Below are 25,159 nucleotides of genomic sequence, written 5' to 3' on the forward strand. Positions count from 1 at the left end.
GGTTAGAGCGTTTTGGACGGTCGGCTAGCCCAGAACCGAAAAACTGCTTTCTTCATTGATCTGGCGTTTACGCGAATAGAATCCGACGTCGATCCTGCGCCCGATATAAGGCAGCTCGAACTGCAGCGGTTGGGCGTCGTGATCCGCCCCACCCTCGCAATAGCCGATCAGGGCCGTCATCATCTTGCCTGCGATCGGCGCGTTCTTGTACTGGTTCCCGCTGGTGCCACAGGCCATATAGAACCCGGGCAGGCTGGACTTGTCATAGATCGGGATCCAGTCGGTCGAGGCGTCGTACAGGTCAACCACACCGCGGGTTTTGGACGGGATGCCAAGGCTGGGCACGCGCTGGGCATAACGCATTGCCTGCGTGGTCCATTGGTCGGTGAAGTCATGATTGTAATGCACGTCGTCCTCACACCATTGATGCGGATCACATTCGGGATCTTCCGAGCCGACCAGAATGTGGTTGCCGTGTTCGGGCCGGCAATAGCAGGCGATGTCGCTGTCCGACACAATCGTGCCCTGGTTTTCAAAGTCGAAGCCCTCGGGCGCCGGGACATGGACCACCTCTTGCCGCAAGGGGCGGGTTTCGATGGTCATGTCATCCAGCACACCAGCCATTCCATTGATGATCGCCGAGCCCGGACCCGCGACGTTCACCACAACCTTCGCGTGGATTTCCTCACCAGAGGCCAGCTTCACACCCGAAACGCGCCCTTCGCTGGTCAGGATTTCCACAACCTCGGCAGCGGTGCGCACCGCTGCCCCGTTTTGCTTGGCGGCATCCATCAGGTTCTGCGCCGACAAGGCCGGATCAGTGACATAGCCGGCCTTCGGCCAGAAAACGCCGCCCTGCATCCTGCGCCCGTTCGGATGCCCGAATTCCGGGTCGTCCATACGCCGCGCCGGGGCAAAACTGTCCAAAGAATAGACCGGCAGGCGCTCGGTAATCTTTTCGGGCGACCATTCTTCGAACGGGCAATCCAGTTCGGCGCTGTTGTGCATATGCTTTTCCAGCATTCCGTTGGCATCGGTTTTCATAACCAGACAGCCGGTTTCGCGGAATTGCGCAAGATTGGCATCTTCGGGCAGGCCCAGATAATCCGCCCAGTCGCGCCAATAATGATAGCCTTCCCAGGCAAAGGCCGTTCCGTCAAAGGTCGAATAATGCATCCGGATGATCGCGCAGGACCCAGCGGTAGACCCGTGGCCGACCTGACTGTTGCGGTCCAGCGAGAGCGTTTTCCAGCCCGCCTTGGCCATCTCAAACGCGATGGCCGCGCCGATCACGCCGGTTCCGATAATGATTGCGTCAGGGTGGCTCATGATGGGTCTCCTTTCCAACAGCGCCTTGAGTAAGTGCTGAATTCCTCGACTTCCTCCGGTTTCGGTTCGACCCCGGTGAAGACATACAGGTAATGCGGAACCATGGATATCCGCGTGGATATGGGTTCGTTGAGTTGCGCCAGATCATAGCCGATCTGCATGTAATACAGCACCCGCGCGCGCGTTTCGGCCTCGATCTCGGAATAGCCGTAGCGAGCGAACATGGCGTGCAGGGCCTGAAGGCGGCGGGCATCCGATTGATCCAGCGCGCGCCGGACCTTGCCCGATTTGCGGGCCCAGTCGCGGACCGCAAAGTCCAGTGCGGTATCGAACAGATCAGTGTTCACCACGCATCTATGCACATTGCAGACCGCACCGGTGATGGTCTCTGCCGGAGCTTCGGCCTGCGCAACCAGCGCCGCGGTATTGGTGGCCTGCCATCGGGCCAGCAGCGCATCCAGCAATTCCTGACGCGACTTAAAATACCAATAGAACGAGGATCGCGACACTGCCATCCTCTCGGCCAGGTTCAGCACCTTGATCTGGTCTACCCCGTCCGAGATCAGGACATCCATCGCCACGTTCAGCCAGTCGTCCCGTGTGACCTTGACGTTGCCGACCAGCGGTTCGGCCTCGGGGTCGTCACGATGAAGGATAGGTTTGGTCGTCATTCAGCTCTCCGGCGGCGCGCCGCCCTCCTCGGTACGTCGGGCGATGAAGTCCTTCAGCGCACCCAGCCGGTCAACGTCCTGCGCTGGGGGATGGAAATTGGCCAGGATGTCCTTCCAGACGCCCGTCGCCCGGTGACTGGCATCCACCGAGCCGCGCTCCTTCCAGGTGCCGAAATTGGCATAGTCATGCACATGCGGTTCATAAAACGCCGTGTTATAGCGTTCCATGGTCTGACTGGTGGCGAAGAAATGACCGCTGGGTTCAACCTCGGCCAGCGCGGTATCGAACCCGATCTCGGCACGGCCCGCCTGAGCCCCGGCGCAAAGCTCGGCCACCATATTCAGCACCTCGGCGTCACAGATCAGCTTTTCGAAGGAAACGGTAAGGCCGCCCTCAAGCCAGCCCGCCGAATGGATGATCACCGTCGCCCCGGCCATCAGACAGCCCCACAGGCCGAACTGATTTTCATTAGCGGCCTGCACATCGTTGATGTTCGATGCGGACCCGGCCGCGGAACGCCATGGCAGTCCCAGATGCCGCGCCAGCTGTCCCGCCGCCAGCGACGCTTGAAAATGCGCGGGCGTGCCGAACGCAGGCGCGCCTGATTTCATGTCGACATTGCTGGTGAAGGTGCCATAGCAGGCCGGCGCGCCGGGTCTGGTCAGTTGAGTCAGCGTCAGCGCAGCCAGCACTTCGGCATGAGACAACGTGATTGCCCCCGCCACGGTGATCGGCGCCATCGCCCCCATCAGGGTGAACGGGGTGATGATTGACATCTGACCATGCCGGGCAAAGTCGATCAGACCCTGCGCCATCGGAATATCCAGTGTACGCGGGCTGTTGGTGTTTATGATCGTATAGCAATGAGCGTTGGCCCGAAAATGGTCATCGGACAACCCGCGGGCCGTGGACAGCATCTCAAAGCAATCCATCACCTGCGGCGTCCCGCGCGAAAAGAAGAACGGGAACTTGTCCGTCAGTTCCATCTGCGCCTGCGTCGTGAAGTAGTGCCGCAGGTGTGTCGGCACATCCTGCGGTTCGACCTGAGGCGAGATCATCTGGAACACGTCGAAATGATGGGTGAGCTTCAGGAACTCCAGATAATCCTGACCGGTCGCCGGGCGGCGCCCACGCTCCAGATCGGTCGCGTTGGGGGCCCCGGCGCCGGGCTGAAACACGAGACTGCCCAGTTCGAGCGTAAAGTCCCGATGACGAGACCCCGCGCGGCATGCAACCGATTTCGGGGCTGACGCCACCGCAGCCTCGACCATGTCACGTCCGACAAAGACCATCTCACTGGCTTCGTCGACGCGTGCCCCGCCTTCGGCAAAAATCCGGCGCGCCTCGGGCAGCAGAACTTTCACCCCAAGGTCTTCCAGCGTGCGCAGGGCGGTTTCATGCATATCGGCGATCTGGTCCGGCGGGAACACCTCCATCACAGGGAACGGGTTCCTGAGCTGACGGTAATTCACGTCGCGACCGGCAGCCGGGGCGGCTTCTGCGCCCCGGCCGCGGCGTCTTCGCCCGCGTTCCCTGCTCTGGGTGATCATCGTCAGGCCCTCATCACCTTGCCCTGCGGGTCGTAGGGCGAAGGCGCTATCACGCGGGCAGGCCGTTCGACGCCCACGACATGAACCGACAATTCGGTCCCCGGCGCGGCCATGTCCGGATTCACCAAGGCCATCGCCAGAGATTTGCCCGTATAATGGCCATAGCCTCCGGACGTGACAAATCCCACGCGTTGCGAACCCGACCAAACCGGTTCATAGCCGCTGGCATCCGCATCCAAAGCGTCCACTTCCAAAGTGACTTGAACCTGTGACGGGCCATTTCCGTCACGCTCGGCGATTGCGGCCGTCTTCCCGACAAATTCCTTGTCCCAGTCGATCCAGCGGTCCATGCCGGTCATGCCCGGCGTGTAAAGCTGCGTGAACTCCGCTGACCAGATGCCAAAGCTCTTTTCCAGACGCGCCGACAGCATGGCGTTGAAGCCGCATTCGCGGATGCCCTCATCTGCTCCGGCCTCAAGCAGCATCCGGCGCAGTTTGACGTGATCGCCATAGCGGCAGTTGATCTCGTATCCCTTTTCGCCTGTCACCGACATGCGGGCAACGCGCGCGCGGACAAGGCCGATATCGAAATCGCCGCAGCCCATGAATTTCAGGCCTGAGATATCCTGTTCGGCCAGCTTCTCGACCACCGCCTGCGATTTCGGGCCCACGACGGCAAAGCCGCAATATTCTTCGCCCAGATCGCGAATATCGACACCGTCCATCATGTGGTCGTCGAACCAGCGCATGTGCCAGGCGCGCAGGTAATAGCTGCCCATGATCCACCATGTGCCGTCGCCCCAGTTCAGCACGGTCAGGTCACCCTTGAGTCGGCCGTTCTCTCCCAACATCGGCGCGAGCTTTGCGCGGCCCGGCGCGGGCAGTTTTGAGGCCATGACCTTGTCCAGCCAATTCTCCGCGTTCGGTCCACTGACCTCAAACCTTGAAAAGCCTGAGATATCCAGCAGACCTACACCTTCGCGGATGGCCTTGCACTCCTCGGCCACGATGTCATGTGCGTTCGAACGCTTGAGTGTCGGCGTTTCCTCAAACCCTTTCGGCGCAAAGTAAAGCGGAACCTCCAGATCCCAGCTTACACCCCATTTGCACCCGGCCTCGGTCATCGCGTCATGCGCCGGAGCCATTTTCAGCGGGCGGCCTGCGGGCAATTGCTCGTTCGGATAGGTCATCACGAACCGGCGGGAATAGAACTGCCCTGTGGTTTCCCGGATATAACGCTTGTTCTGCGCAAAATCGCCATACCGGGCCACGTCCATCGGCCATGCGTCGGCCTCGGGTTCGCCATGGATCATCCATTCGGCCAATGTCTTGCCGACGCCGCCGCCCTGCAGGAAGCCCGCCATCACCGCACAGGCCGACCAGTAGCCGCGCTTGCCCGGCACTGGCCCGACCAGAGGGTTGCCGTCGGGTGAGAAGGTAAAGGCACCGTTCACCCATGTCTTGATGCCCACGTTCTGGATCGAGGGATAGCGTTCAAAGCCCAGCGTCAGTTCGTTTTCGATCCGGTCGAGCTGTTCCTGAAACAGCTCTTCGCCGTAATTCCATGGTGCGCCATCCATGGCCCAGTGCTCGTGATCGACCTCGTAGATGCCAACCAGAACACCCTTCTGGTCCTGCCGCATATAGGTAAAGCCTTCCAAGTCTACCGTCATCGGCATCTCAAAATCGGCCTCGGCCACCTCGGGCACGGTATCGGTGATCAGGTAATGGTGTTTCAAAGGTGACACCGGCAATTCGATGCCTGCCATGCGACCCACCTGTTTGGCCCAGAGACCCGCCGCATTCACCACATGCTCACAAGTGATCGTGCCCTTGTCGGTCACAACCTGCCATCCGTCGGCGGTCTGGATCAGTTCTTCGACTTTTGTCTCTTCATAGTATTCCGCGCCACGCTTCTTGGCAGCCGTCGCGTAAGCCTGCACCGTACCGGTCGTGTCGATATAGCCTTCGCGATCCGCCCACATCGCGCCCAGCACACCGTCGGTGGACATGATCGGGCAGCGGCGTTGCGCCTCTTCCGGCGACAGCAATTCGCAATCGTCAATGCCAATGGACTGGAAGATGCGATAGTTCGCCTGCAACCATTCCCAGCGTTCCGGCGTGCCTGCCAGCGTCAGACCGCCGGTCATATGCAGGCCGATATTCTGACCGGATTCCTTTTCGATCTCGCTCAGCAGATCGATGGTGTAAGCCTGCAGCGACGCCATGTTCGGATCGGCATTCAGCGCATGGATGCCACCGGCCGCGTGCCAGGACGAGCCAGAGGCGAGCCGCCGCCGCTCCAGCATGACGACATCCGACCAGCCGAACTTGGCCAGATGATACAGAACCGAGGCGCCCACAACGCCGCCCCCGATGACCACAACGCGATACTGAGATTTCATCCTGCGCTCTCCTGCATGACTCGCACAGGACGCTAGACCTACTGTTCACTTCTGTCTAGACATTTCTGTACAGTCCCAGTCGCTGCGGAACGGCGGGCGTGTGTAGCGGGCTCAGGACCGGGCGCTGGGGCGTGTGCCGATATTACCGAACCAGGCCAATGTCGCTGCATTTTCCTGTGGAATCCGCATCTTGATCACGCGCGCGAAGTCTACAAAAACAAAGGCCGAAATATCCGCCAGAGTGAACTCCGGACCGGCAAGAAAGGAACTTTTGGCCAGGCGTTCTTCCAAGACGTCAAAAAACCGGGTGACCCGTTCCGACCCGCGCTTTGCAAGTTCCGGAATCTGGGCATGGTTCGCCGGCCCCGGAATTGCCCGGTCTGCAAAGGCCGGGTGCGTGTTGCGCAGGGTCTCGGCGATGGGGGCACCGCCCTGTTGTTCGACAATACTGTTCCACATCAGGACCAGCCCCTTTTCGTCCGGGCTGCGCCCCATCAGCGGCGGTTCCGGGAACCGGGCCTCAAGATAAGCGGCGATACCGAGATTTTCGGTCAGCGCAGCGCCCTCATCAGTGACCAGCACCGGAACCGTCGCATTCGGGTTGACCGCCTTGAACGCGTCGCTCAGTTGTTCGCCCTTGGCAATCGAAACTTCGCGGGTTTCGATGTCCAGACCCTTTTCGGCAATGAACATGCGGGCCCGACGCGGGCTGGGCGCAGTAGAGCAGTCGTAAAACAGCATGTGTTATTCTCTCCTGCCAACTTCAGCGGCGATAGATAAAGCAGCGCCCTTCAACAGCACCCGGCGGCAAGGGAAGTTCGGTCAGCGCATCGAAATACATCCGGTCGCTTGAAACCATCAGCCCACCTTCGGCCAACAGCGGTTCGATCAGCGGCGACACGAACCTGGCGAACGCATCATTCTTTTCCCGGTTATGCCCCCCGAGATCCGCGTGGATCAGGCTGGCCGTGGCCCCAAACCGAACCAGCGAGGCCGGCAGGGTTTCCCGAACATCGCCCAAGATCACCAGATCATCCGGTGGTGTTGAATCCGGATGGGACGCCACCGCGCGCTCAAACACGTAAACCGTTCGGCCCTTTATGTAGCGCGCCATGTGGTGGTAAGTGCGCCCGTTGCCCAAACCCAGTTCAAAGACCGGACCCGGCATGTCGCTGGTCTGCGCAATGGCGAAATCCAGGCAGGCGCGCTGAGACACCATGCGGTCAATGAACAGGTCCAGTCGGCTTTGGTCGTCTGACACGGGGAAATCTCTCCTTGATATTTGCCGACGAACGGGATGCGGCCGACTTGGCATTTGATGACAAATCCTCAAGGCTTTGTGTAGGCAAATTGGCGTCAGTTTCACATTTTCGCGACATTTCAGCCCAAGAACGGGTTTGACTAGTCAGGCCCAACCGCGCGAAACTGCATCAAAAAACACGGGGAGTTGATCAAGCCGATGCCGAACCACGGCCTTACGGGTGGAAGACCCGCATGACTGCGTTGTTGTCCGTCAGAGACCTCAGCATCGGTTTTGGTGCGGGCAAATCCGTGGTCAAGGGTGTCAGTTTCGACGTGGAGGCCGGTCAGACACTTGCCCTGGTCGGCGAGTCCGGTTCAGGCAAAACCATCTCGTGCCGGGCAGCGCTGCGCATTTTGCCACGCACGGCTCAGATTCGCAGTGGCACAATTACCCTGAATGATTCCAAGGGCATGGAGGACCTGACGCGGATCAGCGAACGCCAGATGCGCGATATTCGCGGCAACCGCGTTTCGATGATTTTTCAGGAGCCGATGCGGTCACTTTCGCCGCTGCATAAGATCGGCAATCAGGTCAGCGAGGTTCTGTGGCTGCATCGCGGCGCGTCCGAGTCTCAGGCCCGCAAAGAGGTGCTGAACCAGTTCGAACGCGTCGGCTTTCCCGACCCGCAGCGCGCCTATGATTCTTACCCGTTTGAGTTGTCCGGCGGCATGCGTCAGCGCGCCATGATCGCGATGGCGATGGTGTCCAAGCCGGAATTGCTGATTGCAGACGAACCAACCACCGCGCTGGACGTAACGACACAAGCGCAGGTTCTGGGTCTGATCAAGGAACTCCAGCGCGAAACCGGGATGGCGCTGATCCTGGTGACGCATGATCTGGGCGTTGTGGCCAACATGGCTGAACAGGTCGTCGTCATGCACAAGGGCCGCGTGATGGAGGCCGGTTCCGCGGCGCCGATCCTGACCGCCCCGGCGCATCCCTATACGCAGCAGCTATTCAACGCCGCCCCCGCGATCCCGGACGAGGAATCCGTCGGGCTGCCGATGCCGCACGAGGATCTGATCCTTCAGATGAAGGACGTCTCAAAGACCTATATGATGCGATCCAGCAGGGGCTGGCAGGGGGACAGGCTGATTCACGCCTGCCGCGGCATCGAATTGAACCTTGCACGCGGCAAAACGCTGGCGGTCGTCGGCGAAAGTGGCTCGGGCAAGACAACGGCCGCCCGCATCGCGCTTGGTGCCGAACCACCCGATCCCGGTGGTCAGGTGCTGTTCCGGACGTCCCCGGACGAAGATCCGATTACCGTGCACCACATGACCCGCGCCCAGCGCACCGCCTTTCAGCGCAAGGCGCAGATGGTGTTTCAGGATCCCTACAGTTCGCTCAGCCCGCGCATGCGCATTCAGGACGCAATGACCGAGCCGCTGGAGATACACGCCATCGGATCGGTTGCGGAACAAAGGGACAAGGCCGCCGAGATGTTACAGCGTGTCGGGCTGAACGCCGATATGCTGAAACGTTACCCGCACGCGTTTTCCGGCGGGCAAAGGCAGCGCCTGTCCATCGCGCGGGCCATGATGCTGGACCCGCAGCTTATTGTCTGTGACGAGCCGACCTCGGCGCTGGACGTATCCGTGCAGGAACAGATCCTGACATTGCTTGAACATCTGCAGGACAGTCTGAACCTGTCCTATTTCTTTATCTCTCACGATCTGGCCGTTGTGGCGCGCATTGCTGACGAGGTGGCCGTCATGCGCCGGGGCCTGGTCGTCGAACAAGCCCCGCCCGAAACCCTTTTCTACAACCCCCGCCACCCCTACACCAAGGCGCTGATTGCCGCTCAGCCGGAACCCGATATCAACCGGCCCATCGACCTGAAACTGGTTGCTTTGGGTGCTGGTTCGCCAGACAGTTGGGAAGACGCCTTCCGATTTACCGACTCCGTGATACCTTCACTGGTAGAGATGGAGCCCGGCCATAAGGTACGATGCCATGTTTAAAATCACTCGCCCTCTGATGCTGGCCACCGCGCTGGCCGCCACCTGGACCTTGCCCGCCAGGGCCGAAACGCCCACCCCGCAGGAAAGCGCATTCTGGGCGACCGAAGTGAATGCCGGCAACCTTCCCCCCGTGCAGGAACGCTTGCCGACCGAGCCGCTGGTCGTGGATCTGGCCGCAAAAGGACGGGAATTCGGAACGCCCGGCGGCACGTTGCGCACCATGGTTACGCGGTCCAAGGATATCCGCCAGATGGTAGTCTACGGCTACGCGCGGCTGGTGGGGTTCAACGAGAGTTACGAAATCGTACCCGACCTGCTGGAATCCTTTGAGAACGAAGACAATCGCAAATTCACCCTGCACCTGCGCGAAGGGCATAAATGGTCAGACGGTTCGCCGTTTACATCCGAAGATTTCCGATATTGGTGGGAGGACGTGGCCAATAACGAGCTTCTCAGCCCGTCCGGTCCACCTGATTTTCTGATCGTCGAAGGCAAAACGCCCACCGTGTCCTTCCCCGACGAAACAACCATCGTATTCGAATGGGAGAGCCCGAACCCCGATTTCCTGCAATCGCTGGCGCAGGCGCGACCGCCGTTCATCTACAGGCCATCCGAATTTCTCAAGCAATATCACGAACAATATGCGGACGCGGATGAACTGGCCTTTCAGGTCGAGGATGCCCGCGTCAAAAGCTGGGCGGCGCTGCATAACAAGCTGGACAACCTCTATAAGTTCGACAATCACGAATTGCCGACCCTGCAGCCGTGGCTGAATGCCAGTTCGGGCAAGAAAATCCGGCATAACTTCGTTCGCAACCCATATTACCACCGCATCGACAGCAAGGGTGTGCAACTACCCTATATCGACGTTGTCGAGATGGAGATCGTCGCCCCCGGTCTGGTGGCCGCGAAGACCAATGCCGGGGAAAGCGACCTGCAAGGGCGCGGTCTGGCGTTTCGTGACGCATCGATCCTGAAAAAAGGCGAGGCCGGCGGGAATTACAAGACGTTGCTCTGGAAAACTGGTGTGGCGTCACAGATCGCGATCTACCCCAACCTCAATTTTGCCGATGACGCCTGGCGCGACGTTTTGCGCGACGTCCGCGTGCGCCGCGCGCTGTCACTGGCCATTGACCGCCAGACAATCAATCAGGCGCTGTATTTCAAACTGGCGAAACCCGGCGCAATGTCGGTTCTGCCCGCCTCGCCCTTCTACAGCGAAGAAAACGCTCAAGCCTGGGCAGGGTACGACATCAACATGGCCAACAGCCTGCTGGATGAGGCCGGTCTGACCGAACGTGACAAGAACGGCATTCGCATGCTGCCCGACGGCCGGCCGATGGAGCTGGTGATTGAAACCGCCGGAGAACGGCAGGAGGTCGAGAATGCGTTGCAGATCGTGACCGACACCTGGCGCGAGATCGGTGTCGATCTCGTCATGCGGCCGCTGGATCGGGATATCCTGCGTAACCGCGTGTTTGCGGGCAATACCATGGCGTCGGTCTGGTTCGGCTGGGATGACGGCATCCCGCAGGCCCATACGTCTCCGGCTTATCTTGCGCCCACCGACCAGGTGTTCCTGGCCTGGCCGAAATGGGGACAATTCTATCAGACCGGAGGCGAAGTCGGGGAAGCGCCGGACATGCCCGAGGCCGAGCGGCTGATGCAACTGGCCCATGACTGGGAAGTCGCGACGACAGACGAGGAACGCGAGGTGGTCTGGACCGAAATGCTGAAAATCCACGCCGACCAGCTTTATGCCATCGGGATCCTGAACGGCGCGCCGCAGCCGGTTGTGGTTTCCAACCGCCTGCGCAATGTACCCGAACAAGCCATGTGGGCGTGGGAGCCCGGCGCGCATTTCGGCATCCACCGCCCGGACGAATTCTTCTTCGCCGACTGACAGGAGCAGCCACATGGTCATGCTGCGCTATGCAGTGTATCGCTTTTTCACGATGCTGCTGACGCTGTTGGTGGTGTCGGTCCTGATTTTCGTGATCATCAACCTTCCGCCCGGAGATTACCTGAGCAACCAGATCGCCGAACTTCAGGCTTCGGGTCAGTCTGCCGGCGTCGCCAAGGCCGAGTTTCTGCGAACGGAATATGCGCTGGATCGCCCCATGTGGGAGCAATATCTGATCTGGATGGGCTTCTGGCCCGGCCCGCACGGGTTCGAAGGTCTGCTGCAGGGCAACTACGGCTGGTCCTTCGAGTTTGATCGCCCCGTCGCTGAAATCGTCGGCGACACCCTGTGGCTGACCGTAGTGGTCAATCTTGCGGCCATCCTGTTTGTCTATGCCGTTGCGCTGCCTCTGGGTGTCATCGCCGCTGCCCGGTCGCGGACGTGGATCGACTATACGTCGGCCTTTGTCGGGTATCTCGGTCTGGCCACACCGAACTTTCTGCTGGCGCTGATCCTGTTCTATTACGGCCATCGCTATTTCAACCTGCCCATTGGCGGCCTGATGGACCCGTCCTTCGAAGGCTTGCCCATGAGCTGGGAAAAAATGAAATCCATACTGATCCACCTGATCGTTCCGACATTTGTGATCGGCACATCCGGGGCTTCGGCTATGATGCAGCGGCTGCGCGCCAATATGCTGGACGAACTGGGTAAGCCTTATGTCGAAACGGCAATTGCCAAGGGTATGGCCCCGTCGCGCATGCTGACCAAGTATCCGTTGCGCGTGGCCTTCAACCCCTTTGTGGCGGATATCGGCAATCTGCTGCCCTCGATGGTGTCGGGATCGGTTCTGGTGTCGGTCGTGCTGGGCCTGCAAACCATCGGTCCGACCTTGTTGACGGCGCTGAAAACGCAGGATCAGTTCCTGTCGGCCTTTATTCTGATGTTCGTGGCGCTGCTAACCCTGATCGGTACCATGATTTCCGACATTCTGCTGGTCATGCTCGACCCGCGCATCCGGTATGAGGGGCGCGAGGCATGACCAAACACCCCGACGGCCGTTATGTCGACGATGCCCCATTTGACCCCGAAGCCGCGCTGCAACAGCTTGAACGCGCGGATCTGGACGCACCCAACTGGGTTCTGGTCTGGCGCAAGTTCAAAACCCACAAACTGGGGCTGATTTCGGGCATTTTCCTACTGCTGTGCTACCTGATGCTGCCCTTTGCAGGCTTCATCGCACCCTACGGGCCAAACGAACGCAACGGCGAGCACCTGTACGCTCCGCCGCAAAGCATAAACTGGTTCTTCGAGGGCGAATTTATCGGACCGCATGTGTTTCCCATTGTAGCCGAAGCCGACCTTGAGACCTTCCAGTGGAAATTTGTGCCCGACACCGATGATCCGCGCCCTGTCCGCTTTTTCTGCGAGGGTTCTGAATACAAGCTGGCGGGTTTCATCAGGTCCGACACCCATCTGTTCTGCGCGCCCGAGGGGGCAACCCTGTTCCTGTGGGGCTCCGACCGTCTGGGACGCGACGTGTTCAGCCGCATTCTCTATGGCGCACAACTGTCGCTAACGGTGGGTCTGATTGGCATTTCGGTGTCTTTCTTCCTGGGCATCCTGTTCGGGTCCATAGCGGGATATTTCGGCGGCAGGATCGACTGGGTCATCAACCGCGTGATCGAAATTCTGCGCTCATTGCCCGAACTTCCGCTCTGGCTGGCGCTGTCGGCCGCGGTGCCCTCGAACTGGAGCCCGGTAGCGGTGTTCTTCATCATCTCGATCATTCTCGGGATACTCGACTGGCCCGGTCTGGCCCGATCTGTGCGCGCCAAGTTCCTATCGCTGCGCGAAGAAGAATACGTGCGCGCGGCCGAGATGATGGGCGCAAGTTCTGGCCGCGTGATCCGTAAGCACCTGCTGCCCAACTTCATGTCGCACCTGATCGCTTCGGCCACTTTGTCGATCCCGGCGATGATCCTTGGGGAAACGGCGCTCAGCTTCCTTGGCCTCGGCCTGCGTGCGCCTGCGGTCAGCTGGGGCGTGATGCTGAATGACGCGCAGAATCTGGCTTCGATCGAAATCTACCCGTGGACCGCCATTCCGATGTTGCCGATCATCGTCGTCGTGCTGGCCTTCAATTTTCTGGGCGACGGGTTGCGCGACAGCCTCGACCCGTATCAGCAATGAGCCTGATCTCAGCCCTTCCCGCCACGGGCAGTTACAAAACAACCGGATCGGGTGCGCGTCCCAGCGCATTTGCGGTGTCCGAACTTGCCACCGCCAGCTTTGCCGCCGTAGGTCAGGAGCTGGCCCGGCTGATGTCGGCACTGAATCTGGCGTCGAAACCGCCCGAAGTTCAGGTCGATCACCGTTTAGCCTCATTGTGGTTTGGATATTCATTCAAACCGGACGAATGGACCATGCCCAATCTCTGGGACGCCGTGGCCGGCGATTATCAGGCGTCGGACGGGTGGATCAGACTGCATACCAACCTGCCCCATCACAGGGCCGCCGCGCTGAGTGTGCTTGACGTACCCGGTGACCGGACAGCCGTTGCGCAAGCGCTCAGGGATTGGTCCATTGCGGATCTGGAAACCGCAATTGTGGCGGCGGGTGGGGTTGCGGCGGCAATGCGCAGCCGGGCGGACTGGCTTGATCATCCACAGGGGCGGGCGGTGTCGCGCGATCCGCTGATCGGCTGGCACAGCCCGCGTAAGATCGCGTTGCGGGGCCGCCCCGCGGCGACACCGGAACGCCCGCTTGCCGGTCTGCGTGTGCTGGACCTGACCCGTGTGTTGGCGGGCCCGGTTTCGACCCGTACTCTGGCCGGGTTCGGGGCCGACGTTCTGCGCATCGACCCGCCCGGCTGGGATGAGCCCGGGGTCATTCCGGACATCTCACTGGGCAAACATTGTGCCTATCTCGATCTGAAATCGTCCGCGGGGCTGGCGCAGCTGAAGGAGTTGCTGTCAGAGGCCGATGTTTTCGTGCATGGCTACCGCCCCGGCGCGCTGGATGCGCTGGGTCTGAACAAACTCGTGCGGGATGAAATCGCGCCCAACCGGATCGAAGTGACGCTGAACGCCTATGGGTGGCAGGGGCCGTGGTCCTCCCGACGCGGCTTTGACAGTCTGGTTCAGATGAGTGCGGGCATCGCGGAGGCTGGCCGCGCATGGGCAAAAGCCGACAAACCCACCCCGCTGCCGGTTCAGGCGCTGGATCACGCCACAGGATATCTGATGGCGGCCGCGGTGCTATCGGCAATGGCCGAAGCCGCATCCGGAAACTCGATCATGCATGCGCAGCTGTCTCTGGCCCGCACGGCCGAATTGCTGGCGGCGCTAGGGAAGACGGAAACAAGCGGAAATATTACGGATACCAAACAGGCCGATTTCGACCAGAACCTCGAAATCTCCGGTTGGGGTCAGGGCCACCGGCTCAGGCCCGCGCTCACCGTGGGGTCCGCCCGGATGTCCTGGCCCTTGCCTGCGTCAAAGCTGGGTACTTCGCCCCCCAAGTGGCCGACACTGTCCCTCTGAGCCAACCGCCGCGCGGACCGCGCGGCGGGGCCCAACGCTTTGGGTTGCGTCTCGTCAGAGACGCTGCCGAAAGTGGCGGGAGCACACCCTAGCGGTCATCGCCTCCGGGGCCGATATCGTCCAGATAATCCTCGTCAATCGCTGCCTGAACCGCACCGGTTACCGCCTCGCGCTGTTTCGGCGTCAGGTCCTCGGGGCTTTTGTCATCGGCCAGCCGTACGGTAACTTCGCGGTGGGCAAAGCGGATGCCCTCTCGTGCGAACAATTCGCGGATTTCCTGATAGACCTTTTTGCGCACCAACCACTGGTCGCCGGGCTTGGTCATGAACTTGACCCGGATGATCATCGCCGAATCCTGCATCTCGATCACGCCCTGAGATTTCAGCGGCTGGATGAAATTCTCACCGATCACTGGATCGTCCAGCAACTGAACGCCCAGTTTCTTGATCAGCTTGCGCACCTTTTCGACGTCGGTGTCATAGGTCACCCGCAACGGCAGTTTCATGATCACCCAGTCGCGGGAATAGTTCGTCAGCACCTTGATCTCGCCAAACGGAATGGTGTTCAGCGCGCCCAGATGGTGGCGCAGCTGGAACGACCGGACCGAGATTTTTTCAACGGTCCCTTTCACATCCCCAATGTCGATATATTCGCCCTTTCGAAACGCGTCATCCATCAGGAAGAACGCGCCCGAGAAGATATCCCGCACCAGTGTCTGCGACCCAAAGCCCACGGCCAGTCCGACAACGCCCGCACCGGCAAACAACGGGCTGACATTGATGCCCAACTCCATCAGGACGATCAGGACGATGGTAACGACGACAACGGCAAGTATAGCGCCACGGAACAGTGGCAGCAGCGTGGCCAGACGGCTTTGGCCGCCTTCGCCGCCTTCATCGCCCAGTTCGGCCTCGGCGCCGCCTTCGTCGGCCTCTTCGGCGATTTTCGAGTCGATCCAGATGCGGAAGAAGTGGAACAGAATATACCCGATGAACAGGATGACCATCACATCCAGCGCCCGTTCGATCGGCAGGTCTTCGCTCCAGCTTGCATCCGGGTTCCAGATGACGACAAGCGCATAGAGGCCAACGACAAAGGCCAGTATACCCGCCACCCGCCGCGCCAGGTCTTCGTAGGTCAGGATGGAGTGTTTCCGCTTTTCCGCCTCGGGCGTTTCGATCGGAGCTTCGGTCTCGCCTTCATCGTCATCTTCGGTCTCGGCATTCAGTTCTTCGATCTGCCGGTTGCGGTCAAAATAGCGTTCCAGCAGATAGTTCATCGCGCCATAGGCAATCACAACCGACATGAAGATCGCATAGCTGCTGGCGACGATCGGAACCGAGTTTTCATTTTCAAGCACCAGATCGACAGCCAGCTTGAACCAGCTGAACACGATATAGACAACCAGCACCGGCGCCCATGCAAGCGAGATCGCGCGCAATATCCACGATACCTGGTCCGCTGCCCGCCCCCCACGGATCGCGTTCGAAATGGGGCGCGCATTGAACAGGATCATCAACACGTTGCCCAGTGCGCCGAACATGGTCAAACCGCCGTAAACCAACGCGTAGACGTTGTAGTTCAGTCCGAAATCCGCGACCCATGTGGCGAACAGCACGACCGAGATGTCGTAGGTCGCAAGCGCCGAAGCCCAGATATACAACCGCTTGGCGTCGCGGTCGGAAAAGGGCGGCAGGCGGTATTGGCTCAGATATGGCGACAAAACCATCCGCCACAGATCGGATACGGTTCTGGACAGGAAGAAGGCCGTGAAAATCGCCGTCACAGTGAACTGGATCGAAATGTCCTCGGCCTCGCCGAAAATCACATACCCGACAATCAGCGCCATCAGCATGGCAAAGATCGTGGCTCCGATCCCCATGAGAAAACGGAACACCAGAAACGGCATCTTTTCGCGATAGCCCTGCGGGTTTTCCTTGGATCGCGCCACCACAATCCGGCGGGCAATGCGTTTGCCATAGATTTCTATCGACAGCCAACGCCCCAACAGAAGGAACAGGATGTTCCAGACCAGAACTTCGACATAGGTCTGTATCCGGCCATCCGGGCTGGTCTGGCGCAAGACATACTGCACTTCGAAGATCGAATACGGCAGGGCCTCAAGGCGGGACTGCATCGACTCGCGAAATTTTGAGAACCGCTCCTGCGCCTTCATGAGCTGCGAGCCGTCACCCATCGGGTCATGCGGTCCGGCGGCGGCATTGGCTGTGTCCTGCTGTTCACCCGAAGCAACGATCTGCCCGGCGCTGTCGATGACAATAACGCTTGCCCCGGCTTCGGTCGCAGAGCGGATCGCAGCGGCCAGATCGCCTTCTTCGCTGCTGTCGGTGGCGGTGTCGGAACCCGAACCATAACCGGGGATAAGAGACGTCTGCGCGGACGCTTCGCTGACGAAGGCCGCCGCAAACACCCACATTATCAGGGCAATTCCAGCTAACTGTCTGAGTTTCATCGGGTCTTCTATCCAATTCGCAGTTTGCAAGGCAGGTTACAGAAGCACATGGCCGGGCACAAACGTTCAACTTTCGGCGTCGCGACATCTTGTCAGGCCGTGTTCCTGTTGCAATGCCCCTGACAAGAGTGTTTGCAAGCCGAAGAAAACTGAATATGACCCGCCCAACGGATGACCGATCATGCAGATGTGACCGGTGGATACGGGCCGCCGGGTATACCAGAAGGCCAACGAGGACAGGATGTTGCCAATTCGCAATGCTTTTGAAATTGCAAAATACCAGCCACCCCTTTGGCAAGCGGCGACAAAGAATATACGGTAACTGGTGGGAACGCGCGGAATTGCATCGAGTCAACAGCAGGCGAAGGCATGAGCCTAGGAATTCATAACGACATAAACGGCCGTGCGCCACGCATCCTGTTCTACAGCCACGACACGTTCGGACTGGGCCATTTGCGCAGGTCCCGGGCGCTTGCCGGGGCAATCACCGAGGCCGATCCGCAGGCTTCGGCCCTGATCCTGACCGGTTCTCCTGTGGCGGGGCGATTTACCTTTCCGCGCCGGGTCGACCATGTGCGCCTGCCGGGCGTGACCAAACGCGCCGATGGCTCTTACGCCGCGCGCACGATTGGCATGGGGATCGAAGAGGTGACCGAGCTGCGCTCTGGCCTCATTCAGACCGCTGTGCAGCAATTCGACCCGGACGTGCTGATCGTGGACAAGGAACCCACGGGGTTTCGCGGCGAATTGCGGCCGACATTGGAATACCTGTCTCGATCACAACGCACCAAGCTGGTTCTGGGGTTGCGCGACGTGCTGGACCAACCGGAAGTTCTGGCCGCCGAGTGGGACCGCAAAGAAGCCGTTACGGCGACCGAGACCTATTACGACGAAATCTGGGTCTATGGGTTGCGCTCGATCTATGACCCGACGCAAGGCCTGCCGCTCAGCACCGCCACGCAGGCGCGTATTCACTGGACGGGGTATCTGCGCCGCGATCTCGGCCCGGTCGGCGAACCGCCCGAACAGCCCTACATCCTGATTACACCCGGTGGCGGGGGCGACGGCAAGGCGATGGTGAACCTTGTCCTGTCAGCCTATGAAAAAGACCCTGACCTGTCGCCGCGCGCGGTACTGGTTTACGGGCCCTTCCTGTCCGGCGAACTGCGCGAGGAGTTTGAGACCCGCGTAGCCGCGCTGAACGGACGGGTGACGGCTGTTGGCTTTGAATCCCAGATCGAGACCCTGTTTGCAGGCGCCGCCGGTGTGGTTTGCATGGGCGGCTACAATACCTTCTGCGAGGTTCTGTCTTTCGACAAACGCGCGGTCATCGTGCCGCGCACGACACCGAGGCTGGAACAATGGATACGCGCGTCGCGTGCCGAAGGTCTGGGCCTTGTCCGGATGCTGGACGAACGTCGCGACGGGCTGACCTCGGATGCCATGATCGAGGCGATCCGCAACCTGCCACGCCAGCCGCTGCCGTCTGAGGCGATACAGGATGGAGTTCTGGACGGGCTGGATTACGTGACCGACCGTATCGATGCGCTGCTGAGCCGGGAACAGGAACGAGCCACCGGATGACAGCATCACAGCCGAAACTGGCGGTGCTGGTCAAAGGATGGCCGCGCCTGTCCGAGACGTTCATCGCGCAGGAACTGGTCGCCTTGCAGGAGGCCGGCCATCGCTTTGACATCTGGTCGCTGCGGCACCCGACGGACAAGAAACGCCACCCGCTGCATGATCGGTTCAGGGGTCAGGTGCATTACCTGCCCGAATACCTGCATCAGGAGCCTCAGCGTGTGTGGGCCGCGCGTGACATTGCACAAACCCTTCCCGGCTATGCGGAGGCCTATAATGTCTGGCGCGCCGATCTGCGCCGCGACCCGACCCATAACCGGATTCGCCGGTTTGGTCAGGCCTGTGTGCTGGCAGCCGAGTTGCCCGGCGCAGCGCGGGCGCTATATGCGCATTTCCTGCACACCCCCTCGTCCGTGGCGCGCTATGCGGCAATCATGCGCGGATTACCGTGGAGCTTTTCCGCCCATGCCAAGGATATCTGGACCTCGCCCGACTGGGAGAAGGCCGAAAAGCTGCAGGCCAACACCTATGGCGCGGCATTTGGCGCAACCTGTACCGCCATCGGGGCGGACCATCTGCGCAGCCTGGCGGACGATCCGGCGCGGATCGAACTGATCTATCACGGGCTTGACCTGACCCGCTTTCCCGACCCGCCCAACCGAGCAGTACGCGCGCCCGACGCGCCGTTTCACATGCTGTCCGTTGGCCGCCTGGTCGAGAAGAAGGGCTTTGACCGCCTGATCGATGCCTTTACCGGGCTGCCGGACTCCCTGGATTGGCACTGGACCCATATCGGCGGCGGCACCCTGGGTGGTGAATTGCGCGACCGGGCGGCAGCCGCCGGCCTGTCGCAGCGGATCACGTGGCAAGGGGCCTGCGACCAGCCCGAAGTGATTGCTGCAATGCGAACCGCCGACCTGTTCGTGTTGCCCAGCCGGATCGCGGCGGATGGCGACCGCGACGGGTTGCCCAATGTGCTGATGGAAGCCGCGTCCCAGCTTTTGCCGATCCTGTCGACACCCGTATCTGCGATACCGGAATTCATAGAGACCGGAAAACACGGCATGCTGACAGAGGACGACCCGGCCTCGCTGGCGACAGCCATTGCCCGTCTGGCCTCCGAACCGGTCAAAACAGCAGCCATGGCAGCCGCCGCATATGACCGGCTGATTGCCGAGTTTCGAATGGATCCCGGCATTGCCCTTCTGTCCCGACGGTTAAGCGCGTTGGGCGCGGAAAAAGACTGATGGCCCGGATTGCCTTTTACTCTCCGATGAAGTCACCGGACAGCCCGGTGCCGTCGGGTGACCGTGAAATGGCCCGCAACCTGATGCAGGCCGTTGCCGCCCAGGGGGATACCGTCGAACTTGCATCGTGCCTGCGCATCTATGACAAGGCGGGCGATGTCCGGGTGCAGGACACGTTGCGCGCGCAGGCCGAGGCCGAGGCGGAACGCCTGATCGCCGATCTGCCCGCCGACACCGCGCTCTGGGTGACATACCACAACTATTACAAAGCTCCGGATCTGCTGGGGCCGCATATTTGTGCGGCCCGAAACATCCCTTACCTGCAACTGGAAAGCACCCGCGCGACCAGCCGGTTGCAGGGGCCCTGGGCGGGGTTTGCCAAATCGGCGCATGACGCCAGTGATGCAGCGCAGGTGATCTTTTACCACACCGCCAATGATCTGATCACACTTGAACGTGAAAGGTTCAGGGATCAGGATCTGGTCGAATTGCCACCCTTTCTGCCCGTCTCGCAACTGCCGCAGGCGTCGGGCTGCGATGGTCCGATGCTGACTGTCGGTATGATGCGGCACGGCGACAAACTGGCCTCGTACGAGATCCTCGCGCAGACGCTGAAACATCTCGGCGGCGACTGGTCACTGAACATCGCTGGGGACGGCCCCGCGCGGTCCGCAGTTGAGGCACTGATGGCGCCCTTTGGCGCCAAAGTCCACTTTCTGGGCCAGCTTGACCGCAACGGGTTGCAGCAGGAATATGCGCGAGCGTCGCTTCTGGTCTGGCCCGGCGTCAACGAGGCCTATGGCATGATCTACCTGGAGGCACAGGCCCATGGCGTACCGGTTGTCGCGCAGGACAGACCGGGGGTGAGGGACGTTCTGGCACCATCCAACTACCCGCCTGTCGAAACCGGAGCCGAGGGCCTGACGGCGCGGCTTAAGGATTTGCTGAACGATCTGCCTCTGCGTCGCTCACTGGGGCAGCAGGCGCGCACCTACGTCTCTGATCGCCACCTGATGCCTGCTGCAACAGACAGGTTCTGGCAAGCGGCACGACCCCTGTTGGAGGCCCGGTCATGAACCGTCTGGCCTTGCTTCGCCACGGGCATACGCATTGGAATCGTGCGGGCCGCATCCAGGGGCGCAGCGACATTCCGCTGGATGACGCCGCGCGGGACGACCTTTCGGCTTTGCAACTGCCTGCGCCCTGGGACTCAGCAACCTTATGGTCCAGCCCTTTGATCCGGGCCAGTGAAACGGCGCGGCTGGTCTCGGGCCGGAACCCGCTGGTCGCGGACGCGCTGACGGAAATGCACTGGGGCGACTGGGAGGGTCAGCGCGGCGCGGACCTGATCGCCGACCCGGACAGCGGGTATCGCCATATCGAGGACTGGGGTTGGGATTTCCGGCCACCAAACGGCGAAAGCCCGGCAGAGGTCTGGGACCGCCTGCAACCGTGGCTGCGTGATCTTGAGGGCGACACGGTTGCGGTCTGCCACATCGGCATCATGCGGGTCATTCTGGCCCGGGCCTGGGGGTGGCAATTCAACGGACCCGCCCCCTTTAAAATCAAACGCAACCGCCTGTATATCATTGACATGACGACACTGAACGCCCTGCCGGACCCTGTCCGCCTGATCAGGCCGGAGACACCGCAATGAAGGTGATGATCGTCGTCACACATTTGCTTGGAACCGGACATCTGAGCCGTGCGCTGACACTGGGTCGGGCGTTTGCGCAGAAGGGGCATGAAACCTTTGTCCTGTCCGGCGGAATGCCTGCGCCGCAACTGGACAGCACCGGCATGACCCTGATGGGCCTGCCGCCGTTGCGATCGGACGGCACGGATTTCACGCGACTTCTGACCCAATCCGGCGAAATTGCCGACGCATCCTATCTGAACGCGCGTGAAACCGCTGTGACTGCAGCCATTCGCAGTTTTCAGCCCGATGTATTGATCACCGAGCTTTATCCCTTTGGCCGCCGCTCTCTGACCGCCGAGTTCAATGCGCTTCTGGGTGCGGCGCGCGCTCTGCCGCGCGCGTCTGTGATCCTGAGTTCTGTCCGGGATATTCTCGCGCCGCCATCCAAGCCGTCAAAGGCCGAGCGTACGGATGCGATCATCCATGACTTCTACGATGGCGTCCTTGTCCATTCCGACCAGAGCGTGATCCCACTGGACATCAGCTGGCCGGTATCAGAGCGGCTGGGAAAACGCTTGTTCTATACCGGGTTTGTCGCCCCGGCTGCGCCAAAGGCGCATGCGGATGACGAGGGCAAGGGAGAGGTGCTTGTAAGTGCAGGCGGCGGATCGGTGGGCCAGCCGATCTTTCGCGCGGCCATCGAGGCCGCCCGCAAGATGCCCAACAGGCGCTGGCGCCTGTTGGTGGGCGGTCAGGACGCAGCTGCGCGCATCAGCCAATTGGCCCGCTCCGTTGGCGACGCGCCGGTGGTTTTGGAACCGGTGCGGCCGGATTTCAGACAGATGCTGCCCCTCGCGGCGGCGTCCGTCAGCATGTGCGGCTACAACACCGCGCTGGATATCCTTCAGTCCGGAACGCCGGCGGTTTTCGTCCCGTTCGACGACGGAAAGGAAGTTGAACAGGGGCTGCGCGCACAGAGCCTTGCAGCGCAACCGGCCATCGAAGTGCTGCGCAGCCGGGACCTGAATTGCGACACTCTGGCGCAGGCCGTGGCGGATGCCATTTCCGACGGTCCGCGCAAGGTATCTACCCATGGCTTTGACGGGGCCGCGAAATCGGTCGCGATTGTCGAAAAGCTGGTGGAGCGCGCATGACTGCGGACTGGCGCCCATTGGAAGCAGAGCTTGCGACATGGCAGGCCATGGGGCTGGCCCTGCCCCTGTGGTGGCGTGATGACGACGCTGTTTCGTCGACGCCACAACTGGAAAGGTTGACGGACCTGTCCCGCGCCCTTGGCTTTCCTGTCCATCTGGCGGTCATTCCATGCAACGCCGACGCGCAGTTGGCGGATTTTGTTGGGCGGCACCCGGAACTGGTTCCGGTGGTGCATGGCTGGGCGCACCTGAATCACGCCCCGGCAGGCGAAAAAAAATCCGAATTCCGGCTGCACCGCCCCGTTGAGGATATCCGCGCGGACGCACACTCTGGGCTAGTGCGCCTGCGGGCGATGTTTGGCGACAAGCTGTGTCCGATGTTTGTACCGCCCTGGAACCGCATTGCGCCCGAGATTGTTCGTGAGCTTCCCGGCATCGGGTATCAGTTTGTCTCGACAGCCACGCCGCGCGGGGCAGCCATGCCCGCGCCCGGGCTGGTCCAGATCAACACCCATCTCGATCCGATCGACTGGCGCGGAACCCGGGGGCTGATGACACCGGACAACCTGATCAGCAAGGCCACAGAGCTGTTGCGCGACCGCCGCGAAGGGCGCGCCGACAACGCGGAACCCTTTGGCGTGCTGACCCACCATCTGGTTCATGATGAGGATATCTGGACCTTTACCGAAGATTTGCTGCGCAGGCTGCTGGCCGGACCGGGCTTTGCCTGGGCCGCGCCTGTGACTGAACCAACCGGGAGATCCGAATGAGCCGACTGGATTCCATGCTACGCCGCCTCACCGCCCAGCGCGATGGGCTGAACTGGGCTGTGGACCAGATCTCTGATCTGGCCGGGGACGTTCTGGACATGGGCCTTGGCAATGGCCGCACCTATGACCACCTGCGCGAAATCATGCCGGACCGGCGTATCTGGGTCATGGACCGGGTGTTGCAATGCCACCCCTCCAGCACCCCACCGGCCGAAGATTTCCTGCAGGGTGAGGCGGAGCCGATGCTGAAAAAACTGGCCGCTGGCGGACCAAAGATCGCCATGGCCCATTACGATTTCGGACGTGGCATCAAGGACGAAGACGTGGCCGAAGCGGCGCGTCTCAGCCCGCTGATCGCGCGGGTCATGCTGCCAGGAGGGTTTCTGATCTCGGGCCAGCCCTTGCAGGGATTCAAGCAGATCAGCGGCCCCGACACGATCGCGCCGGACAGGTATCTGTTCTACAGGGCGTAATCAGGCGACGCGCCGCCCGCGGGACCACACCCCGTTCAGTGCCGGCGCGCCCCCGCGCATCCGAAAGCGGATGACGTCGGCGCGCTTGCCGACGCGCAACTGGCCCCGGTCACTCAGCCCGACCGCCTGCGCCGGCGACAATGTCACGGTCCTCAGACCCCGCGCCATGTCGCCCCATAACTCACCCAGCCGCGCCGCGGACAGCAACAGCGCCGAGGGAACATAGTCCGAGGAAAGAATATCGAGATGCCCCAGATCAGCCAGTTCCCGCGCCGCGACATTGCCGGAATGCGACCCGCCCCGGATCACGTTCGGGGCCCCCATCATCACCTTGATGCCATGTTGGTGGCAGGCGCGCGCAGCCTCGACCGTTGTGGGAAATTCGGCCAGTCGTATGCCGTGGCCGGCTGACACGCGCACCTGTTCGTCCGTTGAATTGTCATGACTGGCCAGCATCGCGCCAAACCGTTGGGCTGCCTTCACCGTTTCTGCTTCGTGCCGGTCGCCGTTCCGGTCACGCAGCGCCCTGAGTTGCGCGACATGCTGCATGAACATGTCGTCGTCAAACCCGTGTTTGCCTTTCAGATAGGCCTCAAGTTTTGAGATATCGCGGAACTGCCGCTGCCCGGGCGTGTGATCCATCAGCGAGACCAGACCGACGCGATCTTCGGGTCCGAATTCGTCCAGCTCATCAACAAGCGTTTCGGAACAGACTTCGGCCCGTAAATGCAGAAAGTGGCTGATCTTCAGGGCGTCCTGTTCCCGCAACTCCCATAGTTCGCGGGACAAACCGCGCGCGTATTTCAGGTATCGCGCCTGTCCGGTCGGAATCGACCCCACGCGCATGGCATCGAAGACGGTGGTGATCCCGGTGCTGGCCAGTTCGGCGTCATGGGCCAGAATGGCCGCCGCATGGGGCCAGTCGACCCTGGGTCTTGGCTGAATGTGACGTTCCAGATTGTCGGTGTGCAGTTCGACCAGACCCGGGCAGACGTAATCCCCCTGACAGTCCACTGCGCCCGCCGGAACCGCCGCGCCGGTCGAAACGTCTGCGATGACGTCGCCGACAACCCGGATGTTGCCCGTGACCGTCTCATCCGGAAGGACAAGAGTGGCATTGGCAAGGATCATTTCTTCTGTCATCTGAATTT

General features: G+C 61.0%; 20 protein-coding genes. 12 read left to right on the top strand and 8 right to left on the bottom strand.

The window, feature by feature from the left end:
• Window positions 1-24 precede the first annotated feature (24 nt).
• From ACXAC3_RS17395 to ACXAC3_RS17420, 6 genes are all read right to left on the bottom strand, one after another.
• Window positions 25-1,329, bottom strand: a complete 1,305-nt coding sequence (locus ACXAC3_RS17395; protein WP_475162810.1) for an NAD(P)/FAD-dependent oxidoreductase — start codon at window positions 1,327-1,329, stop codon at window positions 25-27.
• Window positions 1,326-2,000 (bottom strand): TetR/AcrR family transcriptional regulator, encoded by a 675-nt coding sequence (locus ACXAC3_RS17400; protein ID WP_475162813.1) that lies wholly within the window; start codon window positions 1,998-2,000, stop codon window positions 1,326-1,328. The genes ACXAC3_RS17395 and ACXAC3_RS17400 overlap by 4 nt, the downstream gene beginning before the upstream one ends.
• Window positions 2,001-3,551, bottom strand: a complete 1,551-nt coding sequence (locus ACXAC3_RS17405; protein ID WP_475162815.1) for a trimethylamine methyltransferase family protein — start codon at window positions 3,549-3,551, stop codon at window positions 2,001-2,003. It lies immediately after the preceding gene.
• Window positions 3,552-3,553: 2 nt separating this feature from the next.
• Window positions 3,554-5,956 (bottom strand): GcvT family protein, encoded by a 2,403-nt coding sequence (locus ACXAC3_RS17410; protein ID WP_475162817.1) that lies wholly within the window; start codon window positions 5,954-5,956, stop codon window positions 3,554-3,556.
• A gap of 111 nt (window positions 5,957-6,067) precedes the next feature.
• Window positions 6,068-6,697, bottom strand: a complete 630-nt coding sequence (locus tag ACXAC3_RS17415) for a glutathione S-transferase family protein (protein WP_475162820.1) — start codon at window positions 6,695-6,697, stop codon at window positions 6,068-6,070.
• Between the two features lie 22 nt (window positions 6,698-6,719).
• Window positions 6,720-7,217 (bottom strand): class I SAM-dependent methyltransferase, encoded by a 498-nt coding sequence (locus ACXAC3_RS17420; protein ID WP_475162823.1) that lies wholly within the window; start codon window positions 7,215-7,217, stop codon window positions 6,720-6,722.
• A gap of 233 nt (window positions 7,218-7,450) precedes the next feature.
• Between ACXAC3_RS17420 and ACXAC3_RS17425 the strand changes: the two genes are divergently transcribed.
• Genes ACXAC3_RS17425 through ACXAC3_RS17445 form a run of 5 tightly spaced genes read left to right on the top strand, consistent with a single transcriptional unit; the run spans window position 7,451 to window position 14,671 of the window.
• Complete coding sequence (locus ACXAC3_RS17425; RefSeq protein WP_475162825.1) at window positions 7,451-9,223, top strand: ABC transporter ATP-binding protein; 1,773 nt, start codon at window positions 7,451-7,453, stop codon at window positions 9,221-9,223.
• Window positions 9,216-11,126, top strand: coding sequence for an ABC transporter substrate-binding protein (locus tag ACXAC3_RS17430; protein ID WP_475162828.1), 1,911 nt, complete (start codon window positions 9,216-9,218; stop codon window positions 11,124-11,126). The genes ACXAC3_RS17425 and ACXAC3_RS17430 overlap by 8 nt, the downstream gene beginning before the upstream one ends.
• A 13-nt stretch (window positions 11,127-11,139) precedes the next feature.
• A complete protein-coding gene (locus ACXAC3_RS17435; protein WP_475162830.1) occupies window positions 11,140-12,168 on the top strand; it encodes an ABC transporter permease in 1,029 nt (342 codons plus the stop codon).
• Window positions 12,165-13,319 carry an ABC transporter permease gene (locus tag ACXAC3_RS17440; RefSeq protein WP_475162833.1) on the top strand — a complete coding sequence of 385 codons (1,155 nt, stop codon included), beginning with the start codon at window positions 12,165-12,167 and terminating at the stop codon, window positions 13,317-13,319. Before ACXAC3_RS17435 ends, ACXAC3_RS17440 begins: the two co-directional genes overlap by 4 nt.
• On the top strand, window positions 13,316-14,671 hold the full coding sequence (locus ACXAC3_RS17445) for a CoA transferase (protein WP_475162834.1): 1,356 nt from the start codon (window positions 13,316-13,318) through the stop codon (window positions 14,669-14,671). Before ACXAC3_RS17440 ends, ACXAC3_RS17445 begins: the two co-directional genes overlap by 4 nt.
• 88 nt (window positions 14,672-14,759) lie before the next feature.
• Here the strand turns inward: ACXAC3_RS17445 and ACXAC3_RS17450 are convergent, their stop codons facing one another.
• Window positions 14,760-17,144, bottom strand: coding sequence for a mechanosensitive ion channel domain-containing protein (locus ACXAC3_RS17450; RefSeq protein WP_475162837.1), 2,385 nt, complete (start codon window positions 17,142-17,144; stop codon window positions 14,760-14,762).
• A 369-nt stretch (window positions 17,145-17,513) separates the two neighbouring features.
• Between ACXAC3_RS17450 and ACXAC3_RS17455 the strand changes: the two genes are divergently transcribed.
• Genes ACXAC3_RS17455 through ACXAC3_RS17485 form a run of 7 tightly spaced genes read left to right on the top strand, consistent with a single transcriptional unit; the run spans window position 17,514 to window position 24,008 of the window.
• Window positions 17,514-18,728: a glycosyltransferase family protein gene (locus ACXAC3_RS17455; protein WP_475162840.1), complete on the top strand. Its 1,215-nt coding sequence runs from the start codon at window positions 17,514-17,516 to the stop codon at window positions 18,726-18,728.
• Window positions 18,725-19,972, top strand: a complete 1,248-nt coding sequence (locus ACXAC3_RS17460) for a glycosyltransferase family 4 protein (protein WP_475162841.1) — start codon at window positions 18,725-18,727, stop codon at window positions 19,970-19,972. Before ACXAC3_RS17455 ends, ACXAC3_RS17460 begins: the two co-directional genes overlap by 4 nt.
• A complete protein-coding gene (locus tag ACXAC3_RS17465; protein ID WP_475162842.1) occupies window positions 19,972-21,048 on the top strand; it encodes a glycosyltransferase family 4 protein in 1,077 nt (358 codons plus the stop codon). The genes ACXAC3_RS17460 and ACXAC3_RS17465 overlap by 1 nt, the downstream gene beginning before the upstream one ends.
• A complete protein-coding gene (locus ACXAC3_RS17470; protein ID WP_475162844.1) occupies window positions 21,045-21,629 on the top strand; it encodes a histidine phosphatase family protein in 585 nt (194 codons plus the stop codon). Before ACXAC3_RS17465 ends, ACXAC3_RS17470 begins: the two co-directional genes overlap by 4 nt.
• Window positions 21,626-22,765: a glycosyltransferase family protein gene (locus ACXAC3_RS17475; RefSeq protein ID WP_475162845.1), complete on the top strand. Its 1,140-nt coding sequence runs from the start codon at window positions 21,626-21,628 to the stop codon at window positions 22,763-22,765. Before ACXAC3_RS17470 ends, ACXAC3_RS17475 begins: the two co-directional genes overlap by 4 nt.
• Complete coding sequence (locus tag ACXAC3_RS17480; protein ID WP_475162848.1) at window positions 22,762-23,535, top strand: polysaccharide deacetylase family protein; 774 nt, start codon at window positions 22,762-22,764, stop codon at window positions 23,533-23,535. Before ACXAC3_RS17475 ends, ACXAC3_RS17480 begins: the two co-directional genes overlap by 4 nt.
• A complete protein-coding gene (locus ACXAC3_RS17485; RefSeq protein WP_475162851.1) occupies window positions 23,532-24,008 on the top strand; it encodes a class I SAM-dependent methyltransferase in 477 nt (158 codons plus the stop codon). Before ACXAC3_RS17480 ends, ACXAC3_RS17485 begins: the two co-directional genes overlap by 4 nt.
• Here ACXAC3_RS17485 and ACXAC3_RS17490 read toward each other — a convergent pair whose 3' ends face one another.
• On the bottom strand, window positions 24,009-25,151 hold the full coding sequence (locus ACXAC3_RS17490; RefSeq protein ID WP_475162853.1) for an alpha-D-ribose 1-methylphosphonate 5-triphosphate diphosphatase: 1,143 nt from the start codon (window positions 25,149-25,151) through the stop codon (window positions 24,009-24,011). It lies immediately after the preceding gene.
• Between the last annotated feature and the right edge of the window lie 8 nt (window positions 25,152-25,159).

The sequence above is a fragment of the Ruegeria sp. ABV4_181 genome (assembly GCF_056158465.1).